This window comes from Phyllobacterium sp. K27, from assembly GCF_054796155.1.
Genome location: NZ_CM139240.1, coordinates 2,377,223 through 2,403,503, shown reverse-complemented (window position 1 = coordinate 2,403,503; position 26,281 = coordinate 2,377,223). Strand labels below are relative to the sequence as shown.

The window sequence follows — 26,281 nt, the reverse complement described above, 5'->3', positions numbered from 1 at the left end:
GATCAAATAACCTCGCGAACGAATCGCCCGTGCTTCAAACGGTAGCGGATCACAGGATTACCGGGGTCAAGGGATGGATCTGTCTCAAGCAAGCCCTGGGCTTCACGTATGATTACTCTGGTGATGTCCGGAATATCGAGTTCCAGAGCCTCGGTAAAGGAGAGCCATGCCAGCTCCTCAAGCTCTTGCGAGGGACCGGTCTGTTCGGGGAGCGAATCGGCAACGGCTTCGCGGAATGCCAGAAAGAATCGCGTATCGAAGCGGCGGGGCATGCCTGGCGGGGTGATCGCTCGCGCGAAATAACGAAGGGCGGAAAGATCCGGCATGACATTGCGTTCGGCAAATGCGGCCCAATCCGGATGGGAAACATTCGAAAACTCGGCTCTGCGACCAAGAAACAGTCCAGCCTCTTCATAGGTCTCGCGGATTGCCGAAAGAGCCAGCGCACGGCAACGCGTAATGCTCGATCGTCCGCTCATATTATCGAGAAGCTTGGTGCTGTCGTGTTCCGACAATTCGGCGATAGCGGTCATGCGCCCATCAGCCGCTTCCGTCCTTCCACCTGGAAAAACAAATTTCCCCGGCATGAAGACATGGCGCATGTGACGCTTGCCCATGAGAATGCGCAACTCGTCGCTGGAGCGGTCGACAATCAGAAGAGAAGCAGCATCGCGAGGGCGTATCCGCTTCTGTGGGGGAAGAATCGGGTTCCTCGGGTCATTCATGGGCATTAATATGTTATTCCGACAGTTTCGGATCGCTGCTGTCGCCAAACCCGTGCATGTAATTTGCCCATTGCAAGCCTATGATCGCGCCTTTTACCGGCTGAAGTAATGCGAGCGACATGATTATCGTCAGCGGTACCCATATTGCCAGATGCGCCCAGTTCGACAATATGACAAGTGTTTCCATTGCCAGAAAGCCACCAAGCACAATATGCCCGACAATTGTGATGGTTATATAGGCGGGAAAATCATCAGCCTGATGATGCGTATAATCTTCACCGCATACGGAACAATTATCGACTGATTTGACGAATGCACGGAAGAGCTTGCCTTGTCCACAATGCGGGCAGCGGCCCAGAAAGCCGCGCCACATGGCCTGACCGACAGGCCGGTGCGGTCTCGTCTGTACACTATTGTTTCCAATTACCTGTTCTGTCATCTTCGACCTCTCCGGCCTCCCGGCTTGCCGCGCGACCCGCCAGGAAAACGTTTCTGGCTGTTGCGTGCAGAGCGTGTCGCCTTGTGGTGCGAACGTACCCCGCTGGGAACCGGGTGTGGCTCTGTCAGCATTTCAAACCGCAATGCGCCAGCGACAGGCAAGGCTTCCACAAGCCGAACCTCGACATTGTCACCGAGGCGAAAACCCTTGCCGCTGCGTTCGCCGGACAACGCGTGATTGGTTTCGTCGTAATGATAATAGTCATCGCCAAGAGTTGAAATGGGGATGAAGCCGTCAGCGCCATATGTCGCAAGTGAGACAAAAAGACCAGCTTTGGTCACGCCCTGCACGCGGCCTTCGAAACTCGCCCCGATTTTATCAGCAAGATGATGCGCTATCAGCCGGTCGACTGTGGCCCGTTCGGCTGCCATGGCGCGGCGTTCGGAAGTGGAAATCAGCGCGGCAATCTCGGGCAGCGCAGCTTCCTCCTTGGGTGTAATACCATCAGGGCCAAGACCTAAAGCCGAAATAAGCGCGCGATGCACGATCAGATCGGCATAACGGCGGATCGGTGAGGTGAAATGCGCGTAGCGCATCAGGTTCAAGCCGAAATGCCCGATATTGGCCGGATTATATTCGGCTTGCGACTGCGAACGCAGCACGACTTGATTGACCATATCTTGCTGTTCTGAGCCATCAACACGCTTCAAGATATTGTTGAAGTGGTTTGGCCGCATATCTGCGCCGCGGGCGAGTGAGATGTCGAGCGTGCGCAGGAACTCGCGCAGGCTTTCCTGTTTTTGCAGTGATGGCGCATCATGGATACGGAAGATGAGCGGCTGTTTTTTGCGTTCCAGCGTTTCGGCAGCGGCAACATTTGCCTGGATCATGAATTCTTCAATGAGCTTGTGCGCATCAAGGCGCGGCGGGATGATCACCTTGTCGACACCGCCTTCAGGCGTCAGCAAAATCTTCTTTTCCGGCAGATCAAGCTCAAGCGGCTCACGCGCATCGCGGCCACGCTTCAGCGCCGCATAAGCGGCCCAAAGAGGTTTGAGGATCGATTCAAGGATGGGCGCTGTTTTCTCGTCCGTTGCGCCGTCGATCGCTGCCTGCGCCTGCGGATAAGACAGACGCGCATGGGAGCGCATCATGATGCGATGGAATGTATGAGAGATTTTACGGCCTTCGCTGTCGAATATCATACGAACGGCAAGGGCAGGGCGATCCACCAGTTCTTTGAGCGAACAAAGATCATTGGAGATTCGCTCAGGCAACATCGGCACGACCCGGTCAGGGAAATAGACCGAATTGCCGCGCTTCAACGCTTCGCGGTCGAGCTGCGAATCCGGTGTCACATAGGCTGCAACATCGGCAATGGCGACGGTTGCAATATATCCGCCGACATTCTTCTCGTCTGTATCGGGTTCCGCATACACAGCATCGTCATGATCTTTGGCATCGGCCGGATCAATCGTCACCAACGGTACTTTCCGCCAGTCCTCGCGATGCGCCATGGTTGCCGGCTTTGCCTTTTCAGCCTCCGCCATCACGCTGTCCGGAAAGACATGCGGTATCTCATGCTCATGAATAGCGATCATGGACAGTGCTTTTTCGCTGGCAACTGAACCGATGATCTGGGTGATACGGCCAAGCGCGAGGCCATAGCGATTGATTTTCGAAACCTCGACTTCAACCAGATCATTGACCTTGGCGTTGTCGAGTTGGGTAGGATCTATGGCAAGCTCCGCTTGGCGACGCTCGACTGGCTCAAGCCGCCATTCGCCATTGTCGAGTTTGCGCAGAACGCCAAGAACAGCATCCTTGCGGTGCTCGATCTTCTTGATGACACGGCCCGTATAGACAGGACCACTCGGATCGGCACCTTGAAAGATGCGGGCAAGCACACGGTCGCCTACGCCCACAGCCGGGCCCTTCTGACCACGCGATGCGCGAATGAAAACAACCGGCGGACGTTCCGTATGGGTTGCCTCCCATTCGGTGGGCTTGGCTATCAAGCCACCATCGCCATCGCGCCCGGTAATATCCAGAACTGCTACGCTCGGAAGGCTTCCAGGCACAGCGAGGCGCTTGGCCCGCTTTTCAACCAGGCCATCGCCGGCCAGATCACGCAGAATATCCTTCAAGGCTATGCGTGCATCGCCTTTCAGATTGAATGCCTTGGCGATATCCCTTTTGCCGGCAAGATCGGGATTCTCCTTGATGAACTGGAGAATTTCCTCGCGGCTGGGCATGCGGGCTTCACGCGCTGGCTTGATAAGGCCGGAGGAAGCAGAATGGGCAGGCCTTTTTTTTCCGCTGGGTGGAGAGATACGGCGTGCCAATTCGTGATCCTAACTTGCTTTTTTCGCTGCGGCTTTTTTAGGGGCCGCCTTTTTGGCTGCGGGCTTTTTTGCCGCTGTTTTTTTGGCTGGCGCTTTCTTTTTCGGCGCCGAACCGGCTTTTGCAACAATCAATGCGAGGGCTTCTTCAACGGTAACGCCAGCCGGGTCTTTACCTTTGGGTAGCGTCGCATTGACCTTTCCCCAATTAACATAAGGACCGTATTTGCCATCGCGAACTGTAATCGGGCCACCATCTGGATGTTCACCCAGGTCTTTCAGAGCCACTGGCGTGCCACGACCGCGTCCGGGACCTTTTGCCTGCTTTTCCGCAATGACAGTCACAGCCCGGTTGAGACCAATTGTAAAAACTTCATCGGCATTTTCAAGATTGGCATAGGTGCCATCATGGGTAAGATAGGGACCATAGCGACCGATACCCGCCGAAATCATCTTCTGCGTTTCAGGATGCTGTCCCACATCACGTGGCAGGGCGAGGAGTGCGAGCGCCTTCTCATGATCAAGCGCATCGAACGTCCAGCCCTTTGGCAGGCTGGCGCGCTTGGCTTCCTTGCCTTCACCGCGCTGCACATAAGGACCAAACCGGCCATTGCGGGCAGTAATGTCGTCATCCGTATAGGGGTCTTTGCCAAGCAGTTTCGGCTCATCGCCGCCATTGCCGTTCTCGCTTGCCGTCTCGCTGCCGCCAAGCTGCCGGGTAAATTTGCATTCCGGATAGTTTGAGCAACCAACGAAAGCGCCGTATTTGCCGAGCTTCAACGAAAGATTGCCCGTACCACAGACCTGACAGATGCGCGGATCGCTGCCATCTTCACGGGGTGGGAAGACAAGGGGCCCGAGGCGATCATTCAGTGCGTCAAGCACATTGGTTACGCGCAGCTCCTTGATTCCATCGACAGAGCCAAAGAAGTCTGTCCAGAAAGCACGCAGAACATCTTTCCACTTGAGCTTGCCGTCGGAAATCTCATCGAGCTTTTCTTCAAGATCAGCCGTAAAATCATATTCGACATAACGCTGGAAGAAGCTTTCAAGAAACGCGATGACCAAGCGACCTTTGGCTTCCGGAATGAGTTTCCGTTTTTCGATCGTAATATATTCGCGATCTCGCAATGTGGCGAGTGTCGAGGCATAGGTGGAGGGACGGCCAATGCCGAGTTCTTCCATCTTCTTGATCAGTGTTGCTTCCGAATAGCGCGGAGGCGGCTCGGTCGAATGCTGTGTGGCATTGATCTTTTCGCGGGCAAGAGCCTCGCCGGCGCGAATCTCGGGAAGACGTGCGCTGTCTTCATCGACATCTTCTTCTTCACGGTGATCCGTATAAGCGCCAAGGAAACCATCGAAACGCACAACAGAACCAGTTGCGCGAAGCTGGGCAATCCGCGCTCCATTGTTCGCATCGATTTCGACAGTGGTCCGCTCGATATCAGCAGATTGCATCTGACTGGCAATCGCACGTTTCCAGATCAATTCGTAAAGCTTGGCCTGATCCGCATCGAGGAACTTGCGCATATCCTTTGGATGCCGGTTGAAGTCTGTCGGACGGACAGCTTCGTGCGCTTCCTGCGCATTCTTGGCTTTGGACGAATAGAACCTCGGCTTTTCGGGAACATATTTTTCGCCAAACACCTTGCCGATGGTCTGACGCGCAGCCTGCACAGCCTCCGGAGCCATCTGCACACCATCGGTACGCATATAGGTAATCAGACCGGCAGTCTCATTGCCAAGATCCATACCTTCATAAAGCTTTTGAGCGACCTGCATGGTACGCGAAGCGGAAAAGCCAAGTTGACCTGATGCCGCTTGTTGCAGGCTGGATGTGGTGAAGGGCGGTCCGGGACTGCGCTTGATCGGCTTGGCTTCGACCGATGCGGCCTTGAAAGACGCGCCTTCAAGCATTGTGCGTATTTCACCGGCCTGCTCACCATTCTTTATGTCAAGCTTGCCAAGTTTCTTGCCGTCGAGCGAAACCAGACGCGCCTCAAAGCCATCATTGCGCGGTGTTTTGAGCAGCGCAGCGATATTCCAGTATTCTTCGCGTACGAAACGTTCAATTTCCGCTTCACGATCCGCGACAAGGCGCAGTGCAACCGACTGTACACGGCCAGCGGACCGGGCACCGGGCAATTTGCGCCAAAGTACAGGTGAAAGCGTGAAGCCGAAAAGATAATCCAGGGCGCGACGCGCCAGATAGGCGTCAACCAGCGGCATATCAATGTCACGCGGGTTCGCCATGGCTTCAAGCACGGCGCCCTTGGTAATTGCGTTGAAGACAACGCGCTTGACGGGCTTTTTGCCGATCGCTTTTTTCTGCTGCAAAACCTCCAGCACATGCCATGATATGGCTTCTCCCTCGCGATCCGGATCGGTTGCGAGAATGAGGCCGTCACTCTCTTTGAGCGCCTTTACAATATCGCCAAGACGTTTGGAGGAGGCTGAATCCACTTCCCAGGACATGGAAAAATCATCATCCGGACGAACAGACCCGTCCTTGGCTGGCAGATCGCGGACATGGCCAAACGAAGCCAGGACGGTATAACCCGAGCCGAGATATTTATTGATAGTTTTTGCCTTGGCAGGCGATTCGACGACAACAACGTTCATTGCAGAATTGAGCTTTCCTGCCCTTGTCAGATTACAAAAGCACTAATTTCAGTTCGGAATTGGCCTGTGAAATGAACAGGCTTAGACACAACGTCAAGGTCTGTAAGCGAAAAATCGTGAAATACAACCTTTGGTTGCTCGTCGGTCCTGTGCAATTAATGGTAATTTGTATTCGGGTTCAAGGGGAAAACTGATTCAGGGCAGCTGTTTTCAGGTTGCAGGGAAAAAGGATTAAAAACAGTAGCTTATATCGACTTCAAGTGAATGCTCTTTACCACGTATAACACATATTTTTGATATTTAATTGTATTTGAGGGTGATTTTTATGAGCGGTAATGAAATTAATGAAATTGAAAGTGCCAGATTTATTCAGCAAATGCTCGGTGAATTACGTGTGATGGCAAAAACCAAATAAGATGGACATGCTAAGCTACCTTATCGAGATCGCGTATATAGAAAGCAATGATCAGTTACGCAAGCAAATAGGCGTAAAGTCAGCTGCACGTAAGAGAAACGTGACCTCCTGAGTGGCGTTGAAGTCGCCCGGCCAGGTCCAGTTCCAGCAAAATCAGCATCACCACCGAAGGGTGCAATTGGCTGGTCCGGATCAGATCATCGATATCCACCGGCACCGGCCCGAGGAGATGAAATAACTGGTCTCTTTCGGTCTCATCCGGAGCCGCTGGCAAAGAAAAATCGTATGACGGAGCAGGAAAGCCGGTATTACCGGGCGCAGGGCGGTCAACGAGCGGCGCAACAGCGCTCATGATATCTTCGGCGCTCGTTGTTACAATTGCGCCGTTTTTCAAAAGCCCGTTGGTGCCTTTCGCTCTTGGATCGAGTGGCGATCCGGGTACTGCAAATACCAGTCTGCCAAGCTCACCAGCGAGACGGGCACTGATGAGCGAACCGGACCTCTCCGCCGCCTCCACAACAACCAGGCCGAGAGACAAAGCGGCGATAATTCTGTTACGACGTGGAAAATCCCTGGCGCGCGGCTCCCAACCGAATGGCATTTCGCTGATGACGGCTCCGCCATGTTCCGGAATGGCCTTATAGAGCGCAAGATTTTCCGGCGGGTAGGGATGGTCAAGGCCTCCCGCCATGGCGGCGACAGTTCCATGATGCAGGCTTGCTTCATGGGCAGCAGTATCGATACCCCTAGCAAGTCCGGAAATCGTAGCAAAACCTGCCTCACCAAGCTCGCGAGCGATGGTCCGCGCAAATTTGATGCCGACCAGTGATGCATTTCGTGCGCCGACAATTGCCACTGGCGGCAAAAAGAAAACATCAGAGTTTCCCTTTATTGCCACCAAGGGAGGTGGATTGTCGCTGTGCTGTAGGTAAGGTGGGTAACCCGGTTCGCCAATACCGATAAAGTAGGCGTCCATTTTGGCTGCGATATGGATTTCCCGTTCAGCGTCTTCTCTGCTGGCAATGCGGATTGGCTTTCCTCGTCCGCCGCGCCGAACGAGGTCGGGCAGCATCTCGATGGCATTGGATGCAGAGCCGCAATGGGTGATCAGCTCCCGAAATGTAGCCGGACCCACGTTCTCGCTACGGATGAGCCTGAGCCAACTCAACCTCTGCTCGTCAGAAAGGCGAATGCCTTTCCTCTCTTCGTTCATTTTTTAGAGCCGATTCTACCTTCGGTACCTGAAACAAGCCGCTGAATATTGGCGCGGTGTTTAAAGAATACGATGATTGTCAAAATGAAAAACAGGAATGCGATTTGATGAACACCAATAAAATATAATGCAATTGGAGTGACAATGGCTGCTAAGAGCGCAGCCAAAGAGGAATAGCGGGTAGCAAATGCGATCAAAAGCCAGACGGCAGCGAAGATAAGGGCCCCCTGCCAGAACAGCCCAAGCAAGACGCCAAGATAGGTAGCTACGCCTTTTCCGCCTTTAAATTTCAGCCAGACCGGGAAAATGTGACCAAGGAAAGCACCAAGACCCGCCGCGATTGCAGCCTCGGGGCCGATAATACCGGCAACCAGCACTGCTGCGGTTCCCTTCAGCATGTCGAGTATCAAGGTCGCTGCGGCGAGCTTTTTATTGCCCGTTCGAAGCACATTCGTCGCACCGATATTGCCAGAGCCAATGCTGCGCACATCGCCCAGACCGGCCATGCGTGTCAGGATCAGGCCAAACGGGATTGAACCCAGTATATAGCCGAAGACCAGGAAGAGGAGCAGGAGTGGAATTCCGACATTGAAGAAATCCGACATATGCCGTTCCCTTGGGTTTAGATGGAAAAGACTAATTTTCCAGCGACAAATGTCTGGACAACCCGGCCTTGAAAACGCGCGCCCTCAAAACAACTGTTCTTTGAGCGTGACGTTAAATCTTCTTCCCTGACAATCCATGGTTCGTCAAGATCGACTATGGTCATATCTGCGACTGAACCCGGTCGAAGCGAGCCGGCATCCAGGCCGAAAATGCGGGCAGGGGCGGTGGACAATGTTTCAATGATGCGAAGAAGCGGTACATCGCCATTGTGATACAGCCGCAATGCAGCGCCGAGCAGCGTTTCAAGGCCGATTGCACCCGCTGCTGCATCGGCAAAGGGCAGGCGCTTCGTGTCGACATCCTGCGGATCATGCGCCGACACGATAATGTCAATTGTTCCGTCTCGTAGACTTTCAACCATGGCGAGGCGGTCTTCTTCAAGACGCAGGGGAGGTTGCAGACGGAAGAATGTCCGGAATTCGCCAATATCATTCTCGTTAAGCGACAGATGATTGATGGACACCGCCGAGGTAACGTTCAAACCATTCTGCTTTGCCCGGCTAACGACTTCCGCCGACATGGCGGTGGAAATCTGTGCGGCGTGGTAGGCGCCCTTTGTCAAGGCGGCAAGACGCATGTCGCGCTCCAGCGGGATGACTTCAGCTTCACGCGGTGTGCCGGAAAGGCCAAGCCAGCTGGCATAAAGCCCCTCATTCATCACCCCGTTGACGCCAAGATGAGCATCCTGTGTTTCATGGGCGAGGACGATCCCGAAATCCCGCGCATAGGTGAGGGCGCGTCGCATCAGCTGCGTGTTGGCAATGGAGTGACGCCCTTCGGTGATCGCCACCGCACCAGCCTCACGTAGCAGGCCAATCTCGGTCATTTCCTCGCCGGACAGCCCCTTGGTGACAGCCGCCGCCGGATAAACATTAACGACCGCCGTATCGCGTGCCGTACGCTTGACGAATTCAACCAGCGCAACATTATCGATGACCGGATCGGTGTCCGGCATCATGATGATCGAGGTAACGCCACCTGCCGCAGCGGCATGGCTTGCCGATGCGATGGTTTCGCGGTGTTCACCGCCGGGTTCTCCGATGAAGACGCGCGCATCGACCAGACCCGGAAGCACAGCCTTGCCGCGGCAGTCAATGATTGTCGCGCCGTCTGGCGTGCCCTGATGGCGTGCATCGGCACCGCTGGCAACAATCTTGCCGTCTTGTATGATGAGTGTGCCGATTTCATCGAGATCGCGTGAGGGGTCCACAATGCGGGCATTATCAAGAACTGTGGTGTTCATCCGGCAACTCCTTCCGGATTACGACGTGGATCGAGCAGAGCTTCCATGACCGCCATACGAACGGCAACGCCCATTTCCACCTGTTCCTGAATGACACTTTGCGAGCCGTCGGCAACATCGGAAGCGATTTCGACGCCGCGATTCATCGGGCCCGGGTGCATGACCAGCGCGTCGGGTTTGGCGTATTTGAGCTTTTCGCGATCAAGCCCGTGATAGCGGAAATACTCGCGCACGGAGGGAACGAAGGAGCCGGCCATGCGCTCACGTTGCAAACGCAGCATCATGATGACATCCACATCCTTGAGGCCCTCTTCCATGCTGTGGAAGACTTCGGCGCCCATATGGGCGATGCCTGCCGGCAAGAGAGTGGAGGGTGCAATCACGCGGACGCGCGCGCCCAATGCATTGAGCAGGATGATATTCGAGCGTGCGACACGAGAATGAAGAACGTCACCGCAGATCGCGACAGTAAGTCTGGCAACTTTGCCCTTGGCGCGGCGGATGGTGAGTGCGTCAAGCAAGGCCTGTGTCGGATGCTCGTGGGCGCCATCTCCGGCATTAACCACCGAGCAACCCACCTTTTGCGCCAGAAGCGCTGCCGCACCGGCAGAAGCGTGGCGGATGATAAGAATGTCGGGGCGCATCGCATTGAGCGTCATCGCTGTATCAATCAGCGTTTCACCCTTTTTCACCGATGAGTTGCCGACCGACATATTCATGACGTCAGCGCCAAGCCGCTTGCCCGCGAGCTCGAAAGAGGATTGCGTCCGGGTGGATGCTTCGAAGAACAGGTTGATCTGTGTGCGGCCCCGCAGGACGCTCTTTTTCTTCTCCGATTGCCGTGAAACAGCAACTTCGCTGTCTGCGAGATCGAGAAGCTGGACAATATCTTGCGGGGAAAGGCCCTTGATGCCAAGCAAGTGGCGGTGAGGAAATAGCAAAGGAGATGTTTTTGATGTCATATCAAGTGTCCCCTATAAGCGCGATAGCCTAAGGCTGCAAGCGCTGCTGTGTGCCATAAGCCCCTCGCTCCCCAATTAATTATTTGAAAAGCCAAAATGGACTGCACAGGGGTATGATCAATATCGACTATCATCGAAGAGTCCATATATTAACCGCTTGTCAGAATGTTCGCTCCATATAGAAGAAAAGCGAATTCAAATCAGGACAGTTTCTTGAAAACCCACGACGTTCTTAACCAGACCCCACCAATGACCGGGCAAAACGCTTATCTGGGCGATCCGCTGCTCATGCAGATCACCAAGCGATTCCCGAAAAGCGGGCGCGACGAACTGGAACAGAGCGGCCGATTTGTGTTGTCGGCAGATGCGCTGGATCTGGCACGGCTTGCCAATATGGAAACACCGCGCCTGCGCACGCATGACCGGCAGGGCTTCAGGGCGGATGTGGTTGAATATCATCCAGCTTACCATGCGCTGATGCGCCGGTCTGTCGGGCAAGGACTGCATTCTTCGATATGGGAGGACAGCAAGGCGGAATCCGGTTTGCGGCATCAGTCGCGCGCAAGCCGTTTTTATCTGACGTCGCAACTGGAATGCGGGCATCTTTGTCCCTTGACCATGACCAGTGCATCGCTGGCAGCGCTAATGGCTGCGCCCAACCTTTACCGCGAATGGTCGCCGCTGATCCTGCCGCGCAAATATGACTCCAGCAATAAGTCGCCAGCGAAGAAAACGGGCCTGACCCTTGGCATGGGCATGACCGAAAAGCAGGGCGGCACGGACGTCAATATCAATACAACCAAGGCTGAGCCTGCTGGCAGCGGCTTTTATCGCCTGACCGGGCATAAATGGTTCATGTCGGCGCCGATGTCGGACGCATTTTTGGTGCTGGCACAGGCACGCGAAGGTCTGTCGTGTTTTCTGGTTCCGCGCATATTGCCTGATGGCTCCTCAAACGGTTTCCGTTTCCAGCGATTGAAGGACAAGCTCGGTAATCGCTCCAATGCCTCGTCGGAGGTGGAATTTGAGAATGCACTCGGCCAGATGGTCGGCAATCCTGGGGATGGCGTTAAGACCATCATTGATATGGTCACGCTGACCCGGCTTGATTGTTCGATTGCTTCGGCAGGTTTAATGCGCGCCGGCTTGGCCGAGGCAGTGCATCATGCCCGTCACCGCATTGTCTTCGGTGGGCCGTTGATCGACAAGCCGTTGATGCTGCGTGTTCTGGCAGACATGGCACTGGATTCGGCCGCCGCGACAGCGCTGACATTGCGTCTGGCGCGTGCATTCGACAATGCAGCCAGAGATCGTGGCGAGGCGGCCTTTGCCCGTGTTATGACCCCAGTTGTCAAATATTGGGTGGCAAAGATCGCCCCGGCAATGCTCTATGAGGCAATGGAATGCCTTGGCGGTAATGGCTACATTGAAGAGGGCAATCTGGCGCGCTTCTATCGTGAGGCCCCGGTCAACGCCATCTGGGAAGGTTCCGGCAATGTCATGGCGCTGGATGTCCTTCGCGTATTGAAGCGCGGACCCCAGCTTTTCGATGAAGTTTTAAACTGGATCGGCTCGCAGCTTGGACGCGGCGGGCAGGGGACAGTGGAAGTGCTCCGCGCGGCCATGCGCGTGGCTGAAAATGATGAAGGTGCTGCGCGCATTCTGACGGAGCAACTGGCATTGGCTGCAGCCGGGGCGGAGCTACGCTATCTCCAGTCGGAAGATATAGCCGACGCCTTTATTGAAACGCGCCTTGGCGGCCAATGGCGCACGACCTACGGCATGCTGGATGCGCGGCACAACGCCGCCAATATCGTCAATTCACTGTATCCATCGGTGGGCTGATTCGAGTCCCGGAAGCGGCTCGTCACGTGCTTATCCGCGGCTGCTTGAGTAGCAATTGAGTCAAATTTTTCTAAAACAAACGTAAAAATTTCTCGCAAGGGCTCGATAGGGCTCTCGCTAATTCCTTCAATTTGAATTAAATTTTCTTAAATTAACCTTAACAAACGGTTTACGTTGCGGCTAACGTCTTAACAGATATCACTCTGAGTCGAAAACACTCGTAAAAACCTAGGGTTAAGCCAATGAACCATGCAAGCCCTTCGAGGAGAATTGAATGCGTAGCTTCCTGATTTTCTGGGGTGGACCGCTGGTTTTCTTGTGGGGATGGTACTTCCTGTCCTATTATGATCTGAGCATGGGAATGCACTTTTTCAGCCGTGAGTTGCACGATCAGGTCTTCACGATCTACGGCAATATACTCGGAATAGCGCCTGAGAGCATTCCTCCACTGGTTGCCAGAGCATGCGTTTTTGATACAGGATTGGTTCTGTTGTTGATCGCGTTCCGGCGTCGGCGCAAGATCATTGCATGGATAAAAGCCTGGCGCGCTGAGCGTGCAGAACGTGCGCGTTATTCCGAAGAATTGCCAACTGTATCGGCTTCCTGACGCAGGCTTTGCAGGCGGTCCAATGCGCCCTGCAGAATGAATGCGGCGGCAGCGGAATCAATCCGCTCCGCCCTTTTTTGTCTGGAAACATCCATGCCGATAAGGGCGCGTTCTGCTGCGACTGTCGATAGACGCTCATCCCAATAGACAAAGGGTAAATCAGTAAGCTTTTCCATATTGCGAACGAAGGCACGGGTAGCCTGGACACGCGGCCCTTCGCTGCCATCCATATTGACCGGTAGGCCGATGATAATCGCCCCAACATTGTCGGCGGCCAGTGCTTTGAGCAGATCTTGCGCATCATGGGTGAACTTGCTGCGCCTTAGCACTGGACGCGGGTTGGCAAAGGAAAAACCGCGATCTGATATGGCGATGCCGATGGTTTTCGTGCCGAGATCGAGGCCAGCGACGGTTTTTCCATCTGCGACATGCTCTTCCAACTGCTCAATCGCCAAAATTGTCAAAGTCTCTGCTTCCTGCGGTTGTCTGATCGCTGATTGATCGGTTTAATCTGTCCACATAACTGTATTAGAGGCCTCTGGCGAGGTCAGACTCAAATTATAAGGATTGAGAACAATGAAAATTACCTGGCTGGGCCAATCCGGTTTCCGTATCGAAACTGCGAAGAATATTATTCTCATCGATCCATTTCTCAATGGAAATCCCGGTGCCAAGGGCGTGGATTTCAAGGAGGCAACCAAGGGCGTTAATCACATCATCCTCACACACGGCCACGGCGACCATGTGGGCGACACTGTGGAGATATCCAAGGATACGGGTGCGCTGGTGACAGGCAATGCTGATCTGGTGACATGGCTTGGCTCAAAAGGTGTGGCGCGCGTCGATCCGACAAACACCGGCGGAACGGTGTCTTATGACGGGTTTACAGTGACTTACGTCAATGCGTTGCATTCATCCGCCCAAATGACTGAGGATGGTGTGTCGCACTCCCTTGGCAATGCGAATGGCATTGTGCTGCATTTCGAGGACGAACCTACGCTCTATCATATGGGCGATACGGATATTTTTTCCGACATGGCTTTGATCAACGAATTGCACCAGCCGGAAATCGGCATTGTGCCAATTGGTGATCGTTTCACCATGGGCGGGGCGGTGGCAGCGCTTGCTTCGCGGCGTTACTTCAAGTTTGGCAAGGTCATACCCTGTCACTATGCTTCCTTCCCGATTATCGACCAAACCGCTGACAAATTTGTTGCTGGCATGGAAGGTGGCACCAGCGAAGTAATTGTCGCCGAACCAAATAAGCATTTTACTGTTTGATTTGAGTTTGTTAGAGCCATTTGTAAGGATGGCGGTCATCGCTAGATGACCGAGTTTTGGAGAATATATCTTGCGTAAATTGCTGCTGATTTCCTGTTCTCTGCTGGCGCTCACGCCTGCCAGCGCACAAACAGTCGATACCAATGGGGCAAAAGAACTGGCCGCGACTTTGTCGAAATATGTCGGCACGACAGCCCTGGAAAAGAACATTCTGAGCGTCAAGCCGGACGGAGACAGCTACAAAATTACCTTCAGCACGGCCAAGCTGCTTGAGGTTCTGCCGAAGCAGGAGTTCTTCAAAGGTGATTTCGGCGAATACAGCTTTTTGACAAAGCCACTGGCAGATGGGTCATGGGACGTTTCGTCGAAGTCCTCGCTCAACGGTTCCATCGAAATAGATGCCCCAACGGGCAAGGAAAGCACCAAATGGTCTATCGACAATATGGATTTCCGCGGCGTTTTTGACCCGAAGATCGCTACCTTCTCAACTGGAACAGCCACCTATGATGGCTTTAAGATGAGTTCTTCGGCGCCGCTACAGCAAATGGAAGCCACTGCCGGTAAGGCAAAGGCTGAACTGTCTGCAGTGGCTGGTGCATCAGGAGGAGTAGACTTCACACAAGTCCAAACAGTCGAGAGTTTCAAGGAAACGATTTCCTTTGCATCTGATCCTGTGGCTGACGAGACTACGACAGAAGGTGAGCCCAAGCCGGCAGAGCCTGCCGTAGCGGAAGAGTTGATGAAGGTGGGGATCAGCGCTGCCAACCTCGGCGTGGACGCAAAGGGCAGTGGTGTCAGAAATGTAGAACTTTTGGATCTTTGGGCATTTTTTGTTGCTCATTCCGACGACTTTGCAAAGACACCAGAAGAAAAGACGAAGCTTAGTGAGACTGATCAAGCTGAGTTGAAGGCAAAGCTGCTCGCCGCTTTGCCGCTTTGGGAAAAACTGACTGGTTCGTATCGTTTTTCAGACATGACTGTTGAAACGCCTATTGGTCCATTCATTACCAAGAACATTTCGCAGGAGCTTAATTTCGACGGAATTAGCAAAAGCGGTACCTATAACTACGCGGTGCGGACAAATGGGCTCCAATACCCGGCTTTGCCGATTCCGGACTGGACCGTTCCCTTCCTTCCAACCGATATAGAGCTTTCTTTCGGTGCCGCCGGACTTGATCTCGATACGGTAGTGCGTGGCGGGATCGAGGAAATGGATCTGAATAAGGAGAAGCCGATTTCAGATGCGTTTGCCGAGGAAATGGGCACCGCCTTCATGCTTAATCCGCCAAAGGTCACGATCTCAAAAAGCCTTGTGAAGACTGTAGATGCCGAACTTACCGTCGAAGGCGAGGTTACATTTGCCACGTTAAAACCGCAGAGCCGAACAACTTGGGAAATGGCAGGATTTGACAAGCTGGTTGACCGGTTGAACAAGGCATCGGAAGAAGAGCCTGAGATCAAGAACTATATTGTCTTCGCCAAGCTGGCCAAAGATTTTGGCAATGAACTGGCCGATGGCCGCATTCAATGGATCGTTGATCAGAAAAGCGACGGATCCATTCAGGTCAACGGCAATGCTGTCAAAGGTCCGGATGCGGCCGGAAAGCCTCTGTTCGACAGCTCCATCTTCGGGATTTCACCCGATGACGATACCACTGCGACAGATGATGGTGCCGCTGCATTGGATGATGACACAATGGACACCCAAGATGCTCCGCTCGATGGCGAGCAGGAGGAAGTCGCACCAGACGCGGCGCAGTAACGCGCATCTGCTGTTGTCCGTTGCGCTTGGGCGCAACGGACACTATAGCTGCAACATCAAAATCTGAATTCAGGAATCCCTATGTCCGTCGATACTGCCACTGTAAAACGCGTTGCGAATCTTGCCCGCATCGCGGTCACCGAGGATGATGTTTCCCGGATGACCGGCCAATTGAATGCGATCCTTGGTTTCGTGGAACAGTTGAATGAAGTGAATGTCGAAGGTGTCGAGCCGATGACGTCGGTAACGCCTATGGCAATGAAGAAGCGCCAGGATGTTGTCACCGATGGCAACAAGGTTGCCGATATCGTTGCCAATGCGCCAACAACTGAAGAAAACTTCTTTGTCGTGCCAAAGGTCGTGGAGTAAATTTAGCCATGGCTGTTTCCATTGCGATAGAAACACCTTTGCAGGACGATGTGCGCTCGCTGGTCAGCGATCTCAATGATCACCTTTTGCCGCTTTCGCCGCCCGAATTTCAGTTCAAGATGACTGTCGAACAGATGGCCGGTGAGGACACGACTGTTTTTGTCGCCCGCGATGAAACAGGACATGCGATCGGCTGTGGTGCGTTGAAAGATCATGGCGATGGCGTTGGCGAGGTGAAACGCATGTTCACGCGACCAACTGCGCGCGGTCAGCGCATCGGTTCTGCTTTGTTGGGGGCAATTACGTCGCTCGCCAATGAAAAGGGCATGGATCGACTTGTTTTGGAGACAGGAACCACGCCCGAATTCGAACCTGCCTGGCGGCTTTATGAACGTTCCGGTTTTACCCGCTGCGGTGTGTTGCTCGACTATCCGGATTCTGAACATAGTGCATTTTACGAAAAGCGGCTCGCTTTTACAGCAGCCCAATAAGGACTGAAGATGACCGATTTAACCGCTCTCACCATTGCCGAGGCGCGCGACCAGCTGAAAGCCAGGGCAATCACTGCCACGGAGCTTACTGGCGCCTATATTCAGGCAATCGAGAAGGCAAATGAGGCACTGAACGCCTATATCGTTACCACGCCTGAAAAGGCGCTGGAAATGGCGAAGGCATCCGATGCGCGGCTCGTGGCTGGCAATGGCGGTGCGCTGGAAGGCATTCCGCTTGGCATCAAGGATCTGTTTGGCACAGAAGGTGTCCATACACAGGCAGCATCGCATATTCTGGATGGTTTCAAGCCGCATTACGAATCCACTGTGACAGCAAATCTGTGGGCTGATGGCGCGGTCATGCTCGGTAAGCTCAACATGGACGAGTTCGCAATGGGCTCATCCAATGAGAGTTCCTATTACGGGCCTGTCAAAAATCCATGGCGTGCGAAAGGTTCCAATGTGGACCTCGTTCCGGGTGGATCATCAGGCGGCTCTGCTGCGGCTGTCGCTGCACGGCTTTGCGCCGGAGCCACCGCAACCGATACAGGCGGGTCGATCCGCCAGCCGGCAGCATTTACCGGCACTGTCGGAATCAAGCCAACCTATGGCCGCTGTTCGCGTTGGGGCATTGTTGCTTTCGCATCATCGCTGGATCAGGCGGGGCCAATTGCCCGCGATGTGCGTGACGCCGCGATCATGTTAAGGTCCATGGCTTCTGTCGATGCCAAGGATACAACTTCGGTTGATATCGCTGTGCCGGACTATGAAGCCGCAATTGGCAAGCCGCTTGCAGGCATAAAGATCGGCATTCCCAAGGAATACCGCGTTGAGGGCATGCCGGAGGAGATTGAAAAGCTTTGGCAGCAGGGTATCAGCTGGCTGAAGGATGCCGGTGCAACCATCGTTGATATTTCACTGCCGCACACGAAATATGCGCTTCCCGCCTATTATATCGTTGCGCCAGCCGAGGCTTCTTCAAATCTCGCACGCTATGACGGCGTTCGCTACGGCCTGCGCGTTCCCGGCAAGGATATTGTCGATATGTACGAGAACACCCGCGCCAAAGGATTTGGCGAAGAGGTGAAGCGCCGCATCATGATCGGCACCTATGTGCTTTCGGCTGGCTATTACGATGCCTATTATTTGCAGGCACAAAAGGTACGCACGCTGATCAAAAAGGATTTTGAGGACGTGTTCCATGCGGGTGTCGATGCAATCTTGACGCCAGCTACGCCTTCTGCTGCTTTTGGCATTGCCGATCAGGAAATGAATTCCGATCCGGTGAAAATGTATCTCAATGATATTTTCACTGTGACTGTCAACATGGCGGGCTTGCCGGGTATTGCCGTACCTGCCGGACTGGACAGCCGGGGTCTGCCACTTGGCCTACAACTCATCGGACGGCCATTCGACGAAGAAACCCTGTTCCAGACCGCTTATGTGATCGAACAGGCGGCAGGCAAGTTCAACGCACCGAAATGGTGGTAATCAGGCGCGCAACAGAAGCCGACATAACAGCAATCGCTGCTGTCGGCTCCAGTGCCTGGGCGTCCAACGTCTTTTCGTTTGAAGCTGAACTACCGGGCATGCGTATGCATGTTGAAAAAGCCTTCAAGGAATTCGCAGAAACTTCCTTCACCACAGTGCTAGTGGCTCAATTGGAGCAAACGATGCTTGGCTGGGGCGCGCGGGAAGAGAATAACGATTATATTTCTGATCTTTGGGTGGACCCTACCGTGCATGGCCAGGGCATAGGCTCGTCGCTGCTGCGTGAAATGATGGCAGCGATCCGATATGAAGGATATATGAAGGCGCGCATAAGCACACATGCCCGCAATATTGGCGCTATCAGGCTCTACCAGCGCGAAGGATTCAATATTGTCGAACAGGGGCCGGAGTGGTCGACAAGCCTTGAGCGTGAAATCGAGAAGGTGCAGATGCTGGCGGAGTTTAAATAGTGTTTTTTGTCCTTTCAAAGGTCTTCTGGTTTTTTGCTCAACCGCTAAACTTTGCGATTATCTTTATAGGGCTGACTTTCCTGCTGCTGGTCTGGCGCTGGCGGCGTTTGGCAATGACGACGGCTGCGGTCGCCTTTCTCGTGCTGGGACTTGGCGCTTGGACAACGCTTGGTGCCTTGATGATCAATCCGCTGGAGGATCGTTTTCAGCGCCCTGACACACTTCCGGCAAAGGTAGACGGCATCATCGTGCTTGGCGGTGGCTTTGAAGGCGGCGTCAATCTGGTGCGCGGCGGTTATGAACTCAATGCCAGCGGTGACCGCTTTGTCGAAGCCGCCATTCTGGCGCGCAAACATCCGGAAGCGAAGGTCGTCGTTACCGGCGGAACAGGCACATTGTTGCTGGACGGCGAGGCCGATGGCGTTACGGCGCCGCGTTTGTTGACGGCTCTTGGCGTTGAACCTGAGCGCCTTATTCTCGAAAGTCAGTCGCGCAATACCTATGAGAATGCAGTGTTCACCAAGCAGATGGTAGACGCAAAGCCCGGGGAAACCTGGCTGCTTGTCACATCCGCTTTCCACATGCCGCGTTCCATGGGGCTGTTCCGCAAGGCTGGATTTGGCGTGGTGCCATGGCCGGCGGACTATCGCGCATCTGGTGCCGAAACCATCGGTCTGGCCGAGGACAACCCGCAGGATTCCTTGCAAAACATGGCAATCGCGTCACGCGAGTGGGCGGGGCTGCTGGCTTACTGGCTGGCTGGTCGCACTGATCAATTGTTGCCCGCACCATGATCCCGCATGTCGACGTTCTCATTATAGGGGCTGGCGCCGCTGGCATGATGTGTGCCATTGAAGCAGGCAAGCGTGGGCGTTCCGTCCTGATTGTCGATCACGCTGCGACACCCGGCGACAAAATACGCATATCCGGTGGAGGCCGCTGCAACTTCACCAATATTAATGCAGCGCCGCAGAACTACATCAGCAAGAATCCGCATTTTTGCATTTCGGCGCTGCGTCGATACACGCAACGCGATTTTCTCGGCCTTGTGAACCGATACGGCATTGCCTGGCACGAAAAGACGCTCGGCCAGCTTTTCTGCGATGGCTCAGCCAAGCAGATTATCGACATGCTGGTGACGGAAATGAGCCAAGCGGGGGTGGAACTGCGCTTGCGCACCACAGTCGATTCCATTGTGCAGATAGATAATGGATATCTGGTCGATTTGGCTGGCGCTGCGGTAAAATGCACCTCGCTGGTCGTTGCTTGCGGCGGTAAATCCATCCCGAAAATGGGTGCAACCGGCTTCGGCTATGATATTGCGCGCCAGTTCGGGTTGATTGTTACAGAAACACGTCCGGCATTGGTGCCGCTGACATTCGACGAAAATACGCTCGCGCCGTTGAAACCGCTATCCGGTATCTCGGTCGATGCGGTGGTCAGTCACGGCAAGACGAAGTTCGCGGAGGCGATGCTCTTCACGCATCGCGGATTGAGCGGACCCTCCATATTGCAGATTTCCTCCTATTGGCGGGAAGGTGATACGATCAGTGTCGCCATGCTGCCCGGTGTGAAAGTTTTTGATGCGCTGCGCGCTGCGCGCGCCCGCAATGGCCGTCAGGCACTGCAAACAGCCTTGAGTGAGTTGCTACCCAAGCGCCTAGCCCAGCTGATTGCGGAAAACAGCGGCATTGATCGGCATTTGGCTGATCTTTCGGACAAGCAATTGCTGGCGGTCGAAAAATCTATCAATGAATGGCAGGTGAAACCAGCCGGATCAGAAGGCTACCGGACTGCTGAAGTAACACTTGGCGGTGTTGATACGGATGGATTAGACCAGAAGACTATGGAGGCAAAGGCAACAAAAAATCTTTACTTTATAGGTGAGGTTGTTGACGTAACTGGTTGGCTTGGCGGATATAATTTCCAATGGGCCTGGTCGTCAGGATGGGTGGCGGGGCAGGCCGTATAGGATTGAATCGTGGATGATGATCTAAATTGGCGGGTAGAAGATTCCTGTTTTAATGCTTGGCCGTCGCCAAGGCAGGTTCTACATGGCGGGTGGTTGATGCGATTTTCCGGCGGTAGCATTCGTCGGGCTAATTCAGTCAATCCGTTGGCTGGTCCTAGGGTCAAGCCTGCTGGAGTCATTGATGCCGCCGAGAAGTTGTACCATTCGCTTGGTCATGATTGTATTTTCCGCGTTCCCACCATCGCCAATGAAATGGAATTGCTCTTGGTGGAGCGCGATTATCATTTTGAAGGTGGAAGTACTGTGCTTCATTGTGATTTGGCTCAGTACAGGATGGGAAAAGCCTCGATGGCCAAGCTTTCCCGCCAGATGACACCGCATTGGTTGCAGGAGAGTACTCGTATCGCTGGTTGGTCTGGCAGAGAGCAAGCTATATTCGCTGCGATGATTGCCTCCATTGTTGTGCCTAAGGCATTTGCGTCAGTTAAGGTGGAGGATAAGATCGTTGCCAAGGCCTACGGAGCTATCAGTAGAGGTCTTCTCGTACTGGAGTCCGTGGCTACTGATCAAGAATACCGGAATCGTGGTTTTGGTCAGCAAACGGTAAGGGCCTTACTGGACTGGGCGAAGGGTGAGGGAGCTACGGGAGCGTGCCTGCAAGTTGTTACTGACAATCAGCCTGCACGAGCGCTTTATGCCTCGCTCGGATTCAGCCGAGAACTCTACAGTTATCACTACCGTAGGAAGGTGAATCCATAAACGCTCCTGACATAAGGTTGTCAGTGGATATCGTGTACCCACCAATGAAACATGTTGAGGGGTAAGAGTCATGACCATACTATCAAGTTGTCACTGTGGTGCAATCAAGCTTGAAATCAGCGAGACGCCGGAATCAGTAACAGTGTGCAGTTGCACTTTTTGCACCAAGCGCGGTGCGCTTTGGGCTTATTATACACCCGATCAGGTAAAGGTGTCGGCGGCACCGGAAGCCGATGCCATCTATTCGAAGAATGGTATGAACAAACATCACCATTGCAATATTTGCGGCTGTGGCACTTTTTCGAAAGCACCAAGCTGGGTGGATTTCAAGCCGGATTTTGACAATCCGCGCATCAGCGTGAATGTCCGGCTCTTCGATAATTTTGATATCGGCTCGCTAAGGGTAGATCACATTGACGGAAGGAATCTCTGGTAACTTATTGCTTGATTGATAGAATCCTGCTTCCTTGGGTGTATACAGGGAGGTATGGCCATGTGGATTAAGCTCACAGACGTCAATGGCGATCACATCACGTTAAATTTCGCCCATGTTGTTTCGTTCAATCCCTATGGGACCGGGACCCATATTGTGACGATTACGGAAGGACTTACCTTTTTCGTCAAAGAAACTGTCGAAGAGATTCAGAGCAAGGTCGGCATAAAAAGCAGCTAGTGTTCTTGTCGATTCTCCGACCAGATCTGTTTTAGAGCAGGCGGCAATTGCTCACCCGCAATCTTTGCATTATGCGGGTCGAGATGCTGGACGATAACGGCAAGCACGTCGCTGACAATGGTCTCGGGGGGGCTGTGGTGAGCTGTGAGATCATCATAGACTTCTTTCGCGAGCTGCGCTTCCGACTCCAAAGGGAGCGCAGGAGCAGGCCGCCAGCCTTCCAGAAAAAGGCCGCGCGGCAAAGGCGGCAGCGCGTCCCCGAATGTCAGTACCTCGTCTGTATTCATGTGTCGGCGTAGCCCATGCATAACGCCCCGCATACTCGCAAAGCTCTGATTGTGCGTAGCAAACATGGATTTGGCTTTCAAAGCTGTCAACCAGTCCTGAAATTGTTTCGAAGCCTGAACGATTTCTTGGGGTTGTGTCATGTGCTGCCTCACTTTCTTCAGAATGCATAAGCGAGTTGATTGTTATTTTTTGACATTTTTTTGGTTTCGCGCGGACGCTGACACCACAGCCTTTTTCTTGGCGTTTCGGAACCTTTTGGCTCCTGACTGGTTTATTCAAATACAAGTCAAAATTGGATATAAATAGTGATTTGTTAAATCGGTTTAGTTTCTCTAGAAGATCATCATACAACGGAATATAAACTGTATGCCGGTAGAGAGATTACTCTCGCGGAGAGTATTTTTAATGGAGGTATCGAAGAATGATAACAATAAATAAAGATACATCGTCAACAATTGGAACAAATGCACTTAAGATTGCACAAGTGGCCAAAGTTAAGCCTGCGCTCGTCAAAGCTGCAGCTAAACTGAGTGAGCCATGTGAAAAGCGTACAATTTCCCAGATTTTGCGGGATTCAAGCGGCGGTTTCAGCTTCCGCCGATAATTTGAAACTCTATATTAATATCGAAGGCTCCCTCGAGGGGGCCTTTTTAATGCCTGGACTTTGCTTGGCTCTATTATCAAAGCGGAATATTATCGTGCTTCTTCCAAGGGTTTTCGAGATCCTTGTTGCGCAGCATGCGCAATGCCCGTGAAATTCGCTTACGGGTGGAATGCGGCATGATCACCTCATCGACATAACCGCGCTCGGCGGCCACGAAAGGTGAGAGGAAGCGATCCTCGTAGCGCTTGGTGTGCTCCGCAATCTTCTCGGCATCACCAATATCTTTCCGGTAAATAATTTCGACAGCGCCTTTTGCGCCCATGACAGCAATCTGAGCGGAAGGCCAGGCATAATTGATATCGCCGCGCAGATGTTTCGAGGCCATCACATCATAGGCGCCGCCATAGGCCTTGCGGGTAATCAGCGTGATTTTGGGAACAGTTGCTTCCGCATAGGCAAACAGCAGCTTGGCACCATGCTTGATGAGCCCGCCATATTCCTGCGCGGTGCCCGGAAGAAAGCCCGGTACATCGACAAAGGTTACGATTGGAATGTTGAAACAGTCGCAGAAACGCACAAACCGTGCTGCCTTGCGCGAGGCATCGCTATCGAGAACGCCTGCCAGAACCATAGGCTGATTGCCAACAATGCCGACAGTACGACCTTCAATGCGACCGAAGCCGATAACAATGTTCTTGGCGAAGCTTTCCTGAATTTCAAAGAAATCGGCCTCATCGACGGTCTTGCGGACCAGCTCTTTGATGTCATAGGGCTTGTTCGCATTGTCCGGTACAAGACGATCCAGCGAGTAATCCATCTCGTCTGTCGGCTGATAGCATTCGATCTGGGGCAGTTCGGCCGTGTTTGAAGCGGGAAGAAAATCAATCAGGCGGCGCATTTGAAGAAGCGCGGCCACATCATTGTCATATGCACCATCTGCGATAGACGATCTGGTGGTGTGAATTGACGCTCCGCCTAGCTGTTCTGATGTCACCGTTTCATTGGTGACAGTTTTCACAACGTCCGGCCCTGTGACGAACATGTATGAGGTGTCACGAACCATGAAGATGAAATCGGTCATGGCTGGCGAATAAACATCGCCGCCGGCGCAGGGGCCCATGATCACAGAGATTTGAGGAATGACGCCGGAGGCGAGCACATTGCGCTGGAAAATTTCCGCATAACCGCCAAGCGCCGCGACACCTTCCTGAATACGCGCGCCGCCAGCATCATAAAGCCCAATGACCGGCGCGCGGTTGCGCAATGCCATGTCCTGGATTTTCTGAACTTTTTCCGCGTGCGCTTCGGAGAGCGAACCGCCGAACACCGTGAAGTCCTTGGCAAAGACAAAAACAGTCCGGCCATTGATGGTACCCCAGCCGGTAACAACGCCATCACCGGCAAATTTGGTGTCTTGCATGCCAAAATCTGTGGAGCGGTGTTCGACGAACGTGTCGAACTCTTCAAAGGAGCCTTCATCGAGGAAAATATCGATACGTTCGCGCGCAGTGAGTTTACCGCGCTTATGCTGCGCTTCGATACGAGCCTTGCCGCCACCTTCGCGCGCAATAGTCCTGCGACGCTCAAGCTCGATAAGCACATCCTTCATAGCAGTCCTCCACATTGGCCATTTCTGATAACAGGAGACGTTGAGCCATGGAAGATGCCGGAGATTGAATTTAGCCGGGTTGCGGCTTCTGCCTGCCCGGAAATGGCCGGGCAGGTAAGGTATGGCACTGCGTTACGGTTACCAGGTGCCGGTATTTGGCATGGATAGCCATGGTTCCTGCGGCGCCAGCGCAGAACCTTTCTGAATAAGCTCAATGGAGATGCCATCGGGTGAGCGGATGAAAGCCATATGGCCATCACGGGGCGGCCGGTTGATCACAACACCCTTGTCTGACAGGCCCTGGCAGGTTTTGTAAATGTCATCCACAACATAGGCGAGGTGACCGAAATTGCGCCCGCCCGTATATTCTTCCGGATCCCAATTATAGGTCAATTCAAGCTCAGGAGCGCGTTCGGCAGCAGACCGGCCTTCATCTTCGGATGCGGCGAGGAAAATCAGCGTGAACCGGCCCTTTTCATTTTCGGTGCGGCGAACTTCTTTCAGACCGAACTTGTTGCAGTAAAAATCAAGCGATTCATCAATGTCGCGAACGCGAACCATAGTGTGAAGATAGCGCATCTTTTGCCTTTGGGTTCTTTTCATGAGATTAAAATAGCAACGTCTGCTCGCCAGCAAGGGCAAGTGACTGGCACCATCGATAACATTATTTGCTTATGCAAACAAATCTGCACGCTCATTTGACGAGACTGATTGAGGATAAACACGGGTTTTGGTTATAGTTTGAAAGAAAACATCAAGATGATACTTGCTCTCAGCTATCGGACCAGTGTTATTCTTCATTAAGAGAATCAGTGTTTTCGTTTACGGGAGAGGAGGGGCTCGCTTCATGTCAGACAGAACAGTATCGACCCAGACCTCTCCTGATGGGCAAGGCGCAAGCGACAATCTTGATCTCGTCGAGATTTCAGGCTCGATCAAATGGTTCGATGTTGCCAAGGGCTATGGATTTATAGTCCCGGATAATTCTGATCTTCCTGACATTCTGCTCCATGTAACCTGCCTGCGCCGAGATGGCTTCCAGACTGCCCTGGAAGGTGCCCGTGTTGTTTGCGAGGTCAAGCAGGGTGAGCGGGGCATGCAGTGCTTCCACGTAAAGTCGATGGATAATTCAACTGCGGTCCATCCGACGGAATTGCCGCCGGTGCGTACCCACGTGACGGTGACGCCTTCGAGCGGGCTTGAGCGCGTTCTCGTCAAATGGTTCAATCGCACAAAAGGCTTCGGGTTTCTTACGCGTGGTGAGGGCACAGAAGACATTTTCGTTCATATGGAAACGCTCCGTCATTTCGGCCTCACCGAGCTGCGTCCTGGACAAGTCGTGCTCATTCGTTTCGGCAATGGCGAAAAAGGCCTCATGGCTTCGGAAATCCATCCTGATATCGGCACGCAGATGCCGGTTTCTCACTGAAAAT

The 26,281-nt window shown here is 53.4% G+C and carries 26 protein-coding genes; 14 read left to right on the top strand and 12 right to left on the bottom strand.

Going from position 1 to position 26,281, the window contains the following annotated elements:
• Window positions 1–2: 2 nt before the first annotated feature.
• From ACYJL1_RS11705 to ACYJL1_RS11670, 8 genes are all read right to left on the bottom strand, one after another.
• Window positions 3–725, bottom strand: a complete 723-nt coding sequence (locus ACYJL1_RS11705) for an NUDIX hydrolase (RefSeq protein ID WP_460898024.1) — start codon at window positions 723–725, stop codon at window positions 3–5.
• Between the two features lie 13 nt (window positions 726–738).
• Window positions 739–1,164 (bottom strand): DUF983 domain-containing protein, encoded by a 426-nt coding sequence (locus tag ACYJL1_RS11700; RefSeq protein WP_460895571.1) that lies wholly within the window; start codon window positions 1,162–1,164, stop codon window positions 739–741.
• Entirely contained in the window at window positions 1,161–3,509 is a 2,349-nt protein-coding gene (rnr, locus tag ACYJL1_RS11695; RefSeq protein ID WP_460895570.1) for a ribonuclease R, read from the bottom strand. Before rnr ends, ACYJL1_RS11700 begins: the two co-directional genes overlap by 4 nt.
• Window positions 3,510–3,518: 9 nt before the next feature.
• Complete coding sequence (gene topA, locus ACYJL1_RS11690; protein ID WP_460895569.1) at window positions 3,519–6,128, bottom strand: type I DNA topoisomerase; 2,610 nt, start codon at window positions 6,126–6,128, stop codon at window positions 3,519–3,521.
• Between the two features lie 494 nt (window positions 6,129–6,622).
• Window positions 6,623–7,756 carry a DNA-processing protein DprA gene (gene dprA, locus ACYJL1_RS11685; RefSeq protein WP_460895568.1) on the bottom strand — a complete coding sequence of 378 codons (1,134 nt, stop codon included), beginning with the start codon at window positions 7,754–7,756 and terminating at the stop codon, window positions 6,623–6,625.
• The gene (plsY, locus tag ACYJL1_RS11680) at window positions 7,753–8,361 is read right to left on the bottom strand and encodes a glycerol-3-phosphate 1-O-acyltransferase PlsY (protein WP_460895567.1); all 609 of its coding nucleotides are present in this window, start codon (window positions 8,359–8,361) and stop codon (window positions 7,753–7,755) included. Before plsY ends, dprA begins: the two co-directional genes overlap by 4 nt.
• A 17-nt stretch (window positions 8,362–8,378) precedes the next feature.
• Window positions 8,379–9,665 (bottom strand): dihydroorotase, encoded by a 1,287-nt coding sequence (locus ACYJL1_RS11675; RefSeq protein ID WP_460895566.1) that lies wholly within the window; start codon window positions 9,663–9,665, stop codon window positions 8,379–8,381.
• The gene (locus tag ACYJL1_RS11670; protein WP_460895565.1) at window positions 9,662–10,627 is read right to left on the bottom strand and encodes an aspartate carbamoyltransferase catalytic subunit; all 966 of its coding nucleotides are present in this window, start codon (window positions 10,625–10,627) and stop codon (window positions 9,662–9,664) included. The genes ACYJL1_RS11675 and ACYJL1_RS11670 overlap by 4 nt, the downstream gene beginning before the upstream one ends.
• Before the next feature lie 213 nt (window positions 10,628–10,840).
• Between ACYJL1_RS11670 and ACYJL1_RS11665 the strand changes: the two genes are divergently transcribed.
• Window positions 10,841–12,472: an acyl-CoA dehydrogenase family protein gene (locus ACYJL1_RS11665; RefSeq protein ID WP_460895564.1), complete on the top strand. Its 1,632-nt coding sequence runs from the start codon at window positions 10,841–10,843 to the stop codon at window positions 12,470–12,472.
• Window positions 12,473–12,746: 274 nt separating this feature from the next.
• The gene (locus ACYJL1_RS11660; RefSeq protein ID WP_460895563.1) at window positions 12,747–13,079 is read left to right on the top strand and encodes a DUF6105 family protein; all 333 of its coding nucleotides are present in this window, start codon (window positions 12,747–12,749) and stop codon (window positions 13,077–13,079) included.
• Here ACYJL1_RS11660 and ruvX read toward each other — a convergent pair.
• Window positions 13,043–13,543 (bottom strand): Holliday junction resolvase RuvX, encoded by a 501-nt coding sequence (gene ruvX / locus ACYJL1_RS11655; RefSeq protein WP_460895562.1) that lies wholly within the window; start codon window positions 13,541–13,543, stop codon window positions 13,043–13,045. The genes ACYJL1_RS11660 and ruvX overlap by 37 nt on opposite strands.
• 112 nt (window positions 13,544–13,655) lie before the next feature.
• On the opposite strand from ruvX, the gene ACYJL1_RS11650 reads away from it, so the two are divergent.
• The 11 genes from ACYJL1_RS11650 to ACYJL1_RS11600 all read left to right on the top strand — a co-directional run bounded on the left by ACYJL1_RS11650 (window position 13,656) and on the right by ACYJL1_RS11600 (window position 22,347).
• A complete protein-coding gene (locus ACYJL1_RS11650) occupies window positions 13,656–14,360 on the top strand; it encodes a metal-dependent hydrolase (RefSeq protein ID WP_460895561.1) in 705 nt (234 codons plus the stop codon).
• A 70-nt stretch (window positions 14,361–14,430) separates the two neighbouring features.
• On the top strand, window positions 14,431–16,122 hold the full coding sequence (locus tag ACYJL1_RS11645) for a hypothetical protein (RefSeq protein WP_460895560.1): 1,692 nt from the start codon (window positions 14,431–14,433) through the stop codon (window positions 16,120–16,122).
• 81 nt (window positions 16,123–16,203) lie between these two features.
• On the top strand, window positions 16,204–16,491 hold the full coding sequence (gatC, locus tag ACYJL1_RS11640) for an Asp-tRNA(Asn)/Glu-tRNA(Gln) amidotransferase subunit GatC (protein ID WP_460895559.1): 288 nt from the start codon (window positions 16,204–16,206) through the stop codon (window positions 16,489–16,491).
• 8 nt (window positions 16,492–16,499) lie between these two features.
• Window positions 16,500–16,982: a GNAT family N-acetyltransferase gene (locus ACYJL1_RS11635; protein WP_460895558.1), complete on the top strand. Its 483-nt coding sequence runs from the start codon at window positions 16,500–16,502 to the stop codon at window positions 16,980–16,982.
• A 9-nt stretch (window positions 16,983–16,991) separates the two neighbouring features.
• On the top strand, window positions 16,992–18,473 hold the full coding sequence (gene gatA / locus ACYJL1_RS11630; RefSeq protein ID WP_460895557.1) for an Asp-tRNA(Asn)/Glu-tRNA(Gln) amidotransferase subunit GatA: 1,482 nt from the start codon (window positions 16,992–16,994) through the stop codon (window positions 18,471–18,473).
• Window positions 18,464–18,943 (top strand): GNAT family N-acetyltransferase, encoded by a 480-nt coding sequence (locus tag ACYJL1_RS11625; RefSeq protein ID WP_460895556.1) that lies wholly within the window; start codon window positions 18,464–18,466, stop codon window positions 18,941–18,943. Before gatA ends, ACYJL1_RS11625 begins: the two co-directional genes overlap by 10 nt.
• Window positions 18,943–19,737 (top strand): YdcF family protein, encoded by a 795-nt coding sequence (locus tag ACYJL1_RS11620; RefSeq protein WP_460895555.1) that lies wholly within the window; start codon window positions 18,943–18,945, stop codon window positions 19,735–19,737. Before ACYJL1_RS11625 ends, ACYJL1_RS11620 begins: the two co-directional genes overlap by 1 nt.
• Entirely contained in the window at window positions 19,737–20,915 is a 1,179-nt protein-coding gene (locus ACYJL1_RS11615) for a BaiN/RdsA family NAD(P)/FAD-dependent oxidoreductase (RefSeq protein WP_460898023.1), read from the top strand. The genes ACYJL1_RS11620 and ACYJL1_RS11615 overlap by 1 nt, the downstream gene beginning before the upstream one ends.
• Before the next feature lie 9 nt (window positions 20,916–20,924).
• Window positions 20,925–21,674, top strand: coding sequence for a GNAT family N-acetyltransferase (locus ACYJL1_RS11610; protein WP_460895554.1), 750 nt, complete (start codon window positions 20,925–20,927; stop codon window positions 21,672–21,674).
• Between the two features lie 70 nt (window positions 21,675–21,744).
• Window positions 21,745–22,110: a GFA family protein gene (locus ACYJL1_RS11605; protein WP_460895553.1), complete on the top strand. Its 366-nt coding sequence runs from the start codon at window positions 21,745–21,747 to the stop codon at window positions 22,108–22,110.
• Window positions 22,111–22,167: 57 nt separating this feature from the next.
• Window positions 22,168–22,347, top strand: a complete 180-nt coding sequence (locus tag ACYJL1_RS11600; protein WP_460895552.1) for a flagellar FlbD family protein — start codon at window positions 22,168–22,170, stop codon at window positions 22,345–22,347.
• On the opposite strand, the gene ACYJL1_RS11595 is transcribed toward ACYJL1_RS11600, so the two are convergent.
• From ACYJL1_RS11595 to gloA, 3 genes are all read right to left on the bottom strand, one after another.
• Window positions 22,344–22,775, bottom strand: a complete 432-nt coding sequence (locus ACYJL1_RS11595) for a DUF2267 domain-containing protein (RefSeq protein ID WP_460895551.1) — start codon at window positions 22,773–22,775, stop codon at window positions 22,344–22,346. The genes ACYJL1_RS11600 and ACYJL1_RS11595 overlap by 4 nt on opposite strands.
• A 540-nt stretch (window positions 22,776–23,315) precedes the next feature.
• Window positions 23,316–24,848 carry an acyl-CoA carboxylase subunit beta gene (locus ACYJL1_RS11590; protein ID WP_460895550.1) on the bottom strand — a complete coding sequence of 511 codons (1,533 nt, stop codon included), beginning with the start codon at window positions 24,846–24,848 and terminating at the stop codon, window positions 23,316–23,318.
• Between the two features lie 138 nt (window positions 24,849–24,986).
• The gene (gloA, locus tag ACYJL1_RS11585; protein WP_460895549.1) at window positions 24,987–25,427 is read right to left on the bottom strand and encodes a lactoylglutathione lyase; all 441 of its coding nucleotides are present in this window, start codon (window positions 25,425–25,427) and stop codon (window positions 24,987–24,989) included.
• 268 nt (window positions 25,428–25,695) lie between these two features.
• Here gloA and ACYJL1_RS11580 point away from each other — a divergent pair, with 268 nt between their 5' ends.
• Complete coding sequence (locus ACYJL1_RS11580) at window positions 25,696–26,277, top strand: cold-shock protein (RefSeq protein ID WP_460895548.1); 582 nt, start codon at window positions 25,696–25,698, stop codon at window positions 26,275–26,277.
• The last annotated feature ends 4 nt before the right edge of the window (window positions 26,278–26,281 follow it).

Coding starts and splice junctions, on each gene's coding strand:
- ACYJL1_RS11660 (WP_460895563.1), top strand. CDS start 12,747: ATGCGTAGCTTCCTGATTTTCTGGGGTGGACCGCTGGTTTTCTTGTGG.
- ACYJL1_RS11580 (WP_460895548.1), top strand. CDS start 25,696: ATGTCAGACAGAACAGTATCGACCCAGACCTCTCCTGATGGGCAAGGC.
- ACYJL1_RS11590 (WP_460895550.1), bottom strand. CDS start 24,848: ATGAAGGATGTGCTTATCGAGCTTGAGCGTCGCAGGACTATTGCGCGC.
- ACYJL1_RS11600 (WP_460895552.1), top strand. CDS start 22,168: ATGTGGATTAAGCTCACAGACGTCAATGGCGATCACATCACGTTAAAT.
- ACYJL1_RS11650 (WP_460895561.1), top strand. CDS start 13,656: ATGAAAATTACCTGGCTGGGCCAATCCGGTTTCCGTATCGAAACTGCG.
- ACYJL1_RS11595 (WP_460895551.1), bottom strand. CDS start 22,775: ATGACACAACCCCAAGAAATCGTTCAGGCTTCGAAACAATTTCAGGAC.
- ACYJL1_RS11675 (WP_460895566.1), bottom strand. CDS start 9,665: ATGAACACCACAGTTCTTGATAATGCCCGCATTGTGGACCCCTCACGC.
- ACYJL1_RS11705 (WP_460898024.1), bottom strand. CDS start 725: ATGAATGACCCGAGGAACCCGATTCTTCCCCCACAGAAGCGGATACGC.
- ACYJL1_RS11635 (WP_460895558.1), top strand. CDS start 16,500: ATGGCTGTTTCCATTGCGATAGAAACACCTTTGCAGGACGATGTGCGC.
- ACYJL1_RS11670 (WP_460895565.1), bottom strand. CDS start 10,627: ATGACATCAAAAACATCTCCTTTGCTATTTCCTCACCGCCACTTGCTT.
- ACYJL1_RS11700 (WP_460895571.1), bottom strand. CDS start 1,164: ATGACAGAACAGGTAATTGGAAACAATAGTGTACAGACGAGACCGCAC.
- ACYJL1_RS11605 (WP_460895553.1), top strand. CDS start 21,745: ATGACCATACTATCAAGTTGTCACTGTGGTGCAATCAAGCTTGAAATC.
- plsY (WP_460895567.1), bottom strand. CDS start 8,361: ATGTCGGATTTCTTCAATGTCGGAATTCCACTCCTGCTCCTCTTCCTG.
- gatC (WP_460895559.1), top strand. CDS start 16,204: ATGTCCGTCGATACTGCCACTGTAAAACGCGTTGCGAATCTTGCCCGC.
- gatA (WP_460895557.1), top strand. CDS start 16,992: ATGACCGATTTAACCGCTCTCACCATTGCCGAGGCGCGCGACCAGCTG.
- gloA (WP_460895549.1), bottom strand. CDS start 25,427: ATGCGCTATCTTCACACTATGGTTCGCGTTCGCGACATTGATGAATCG.
- dprA (WP_460895568.1), bottom strand. CDS start 7,756: ATGAACGAAGAGAGGAAAGGCATTCGCCTTTCTGACGAGCAGAGGTTG.
- topA (WP_460895569.1), bottom strand. CDS start 6,128: ATGAACGTTGTTGTCGTCGAATCGCCTGCCAAGGCAAAAACTATCAAT.
- ACYJL1_RS11625 (WP_460895556.1), top strand. CDS start 18,464: ATGGTGGTAATCAGGCGCGCAACAGAAGCCGACATAACAGCAATCGCT.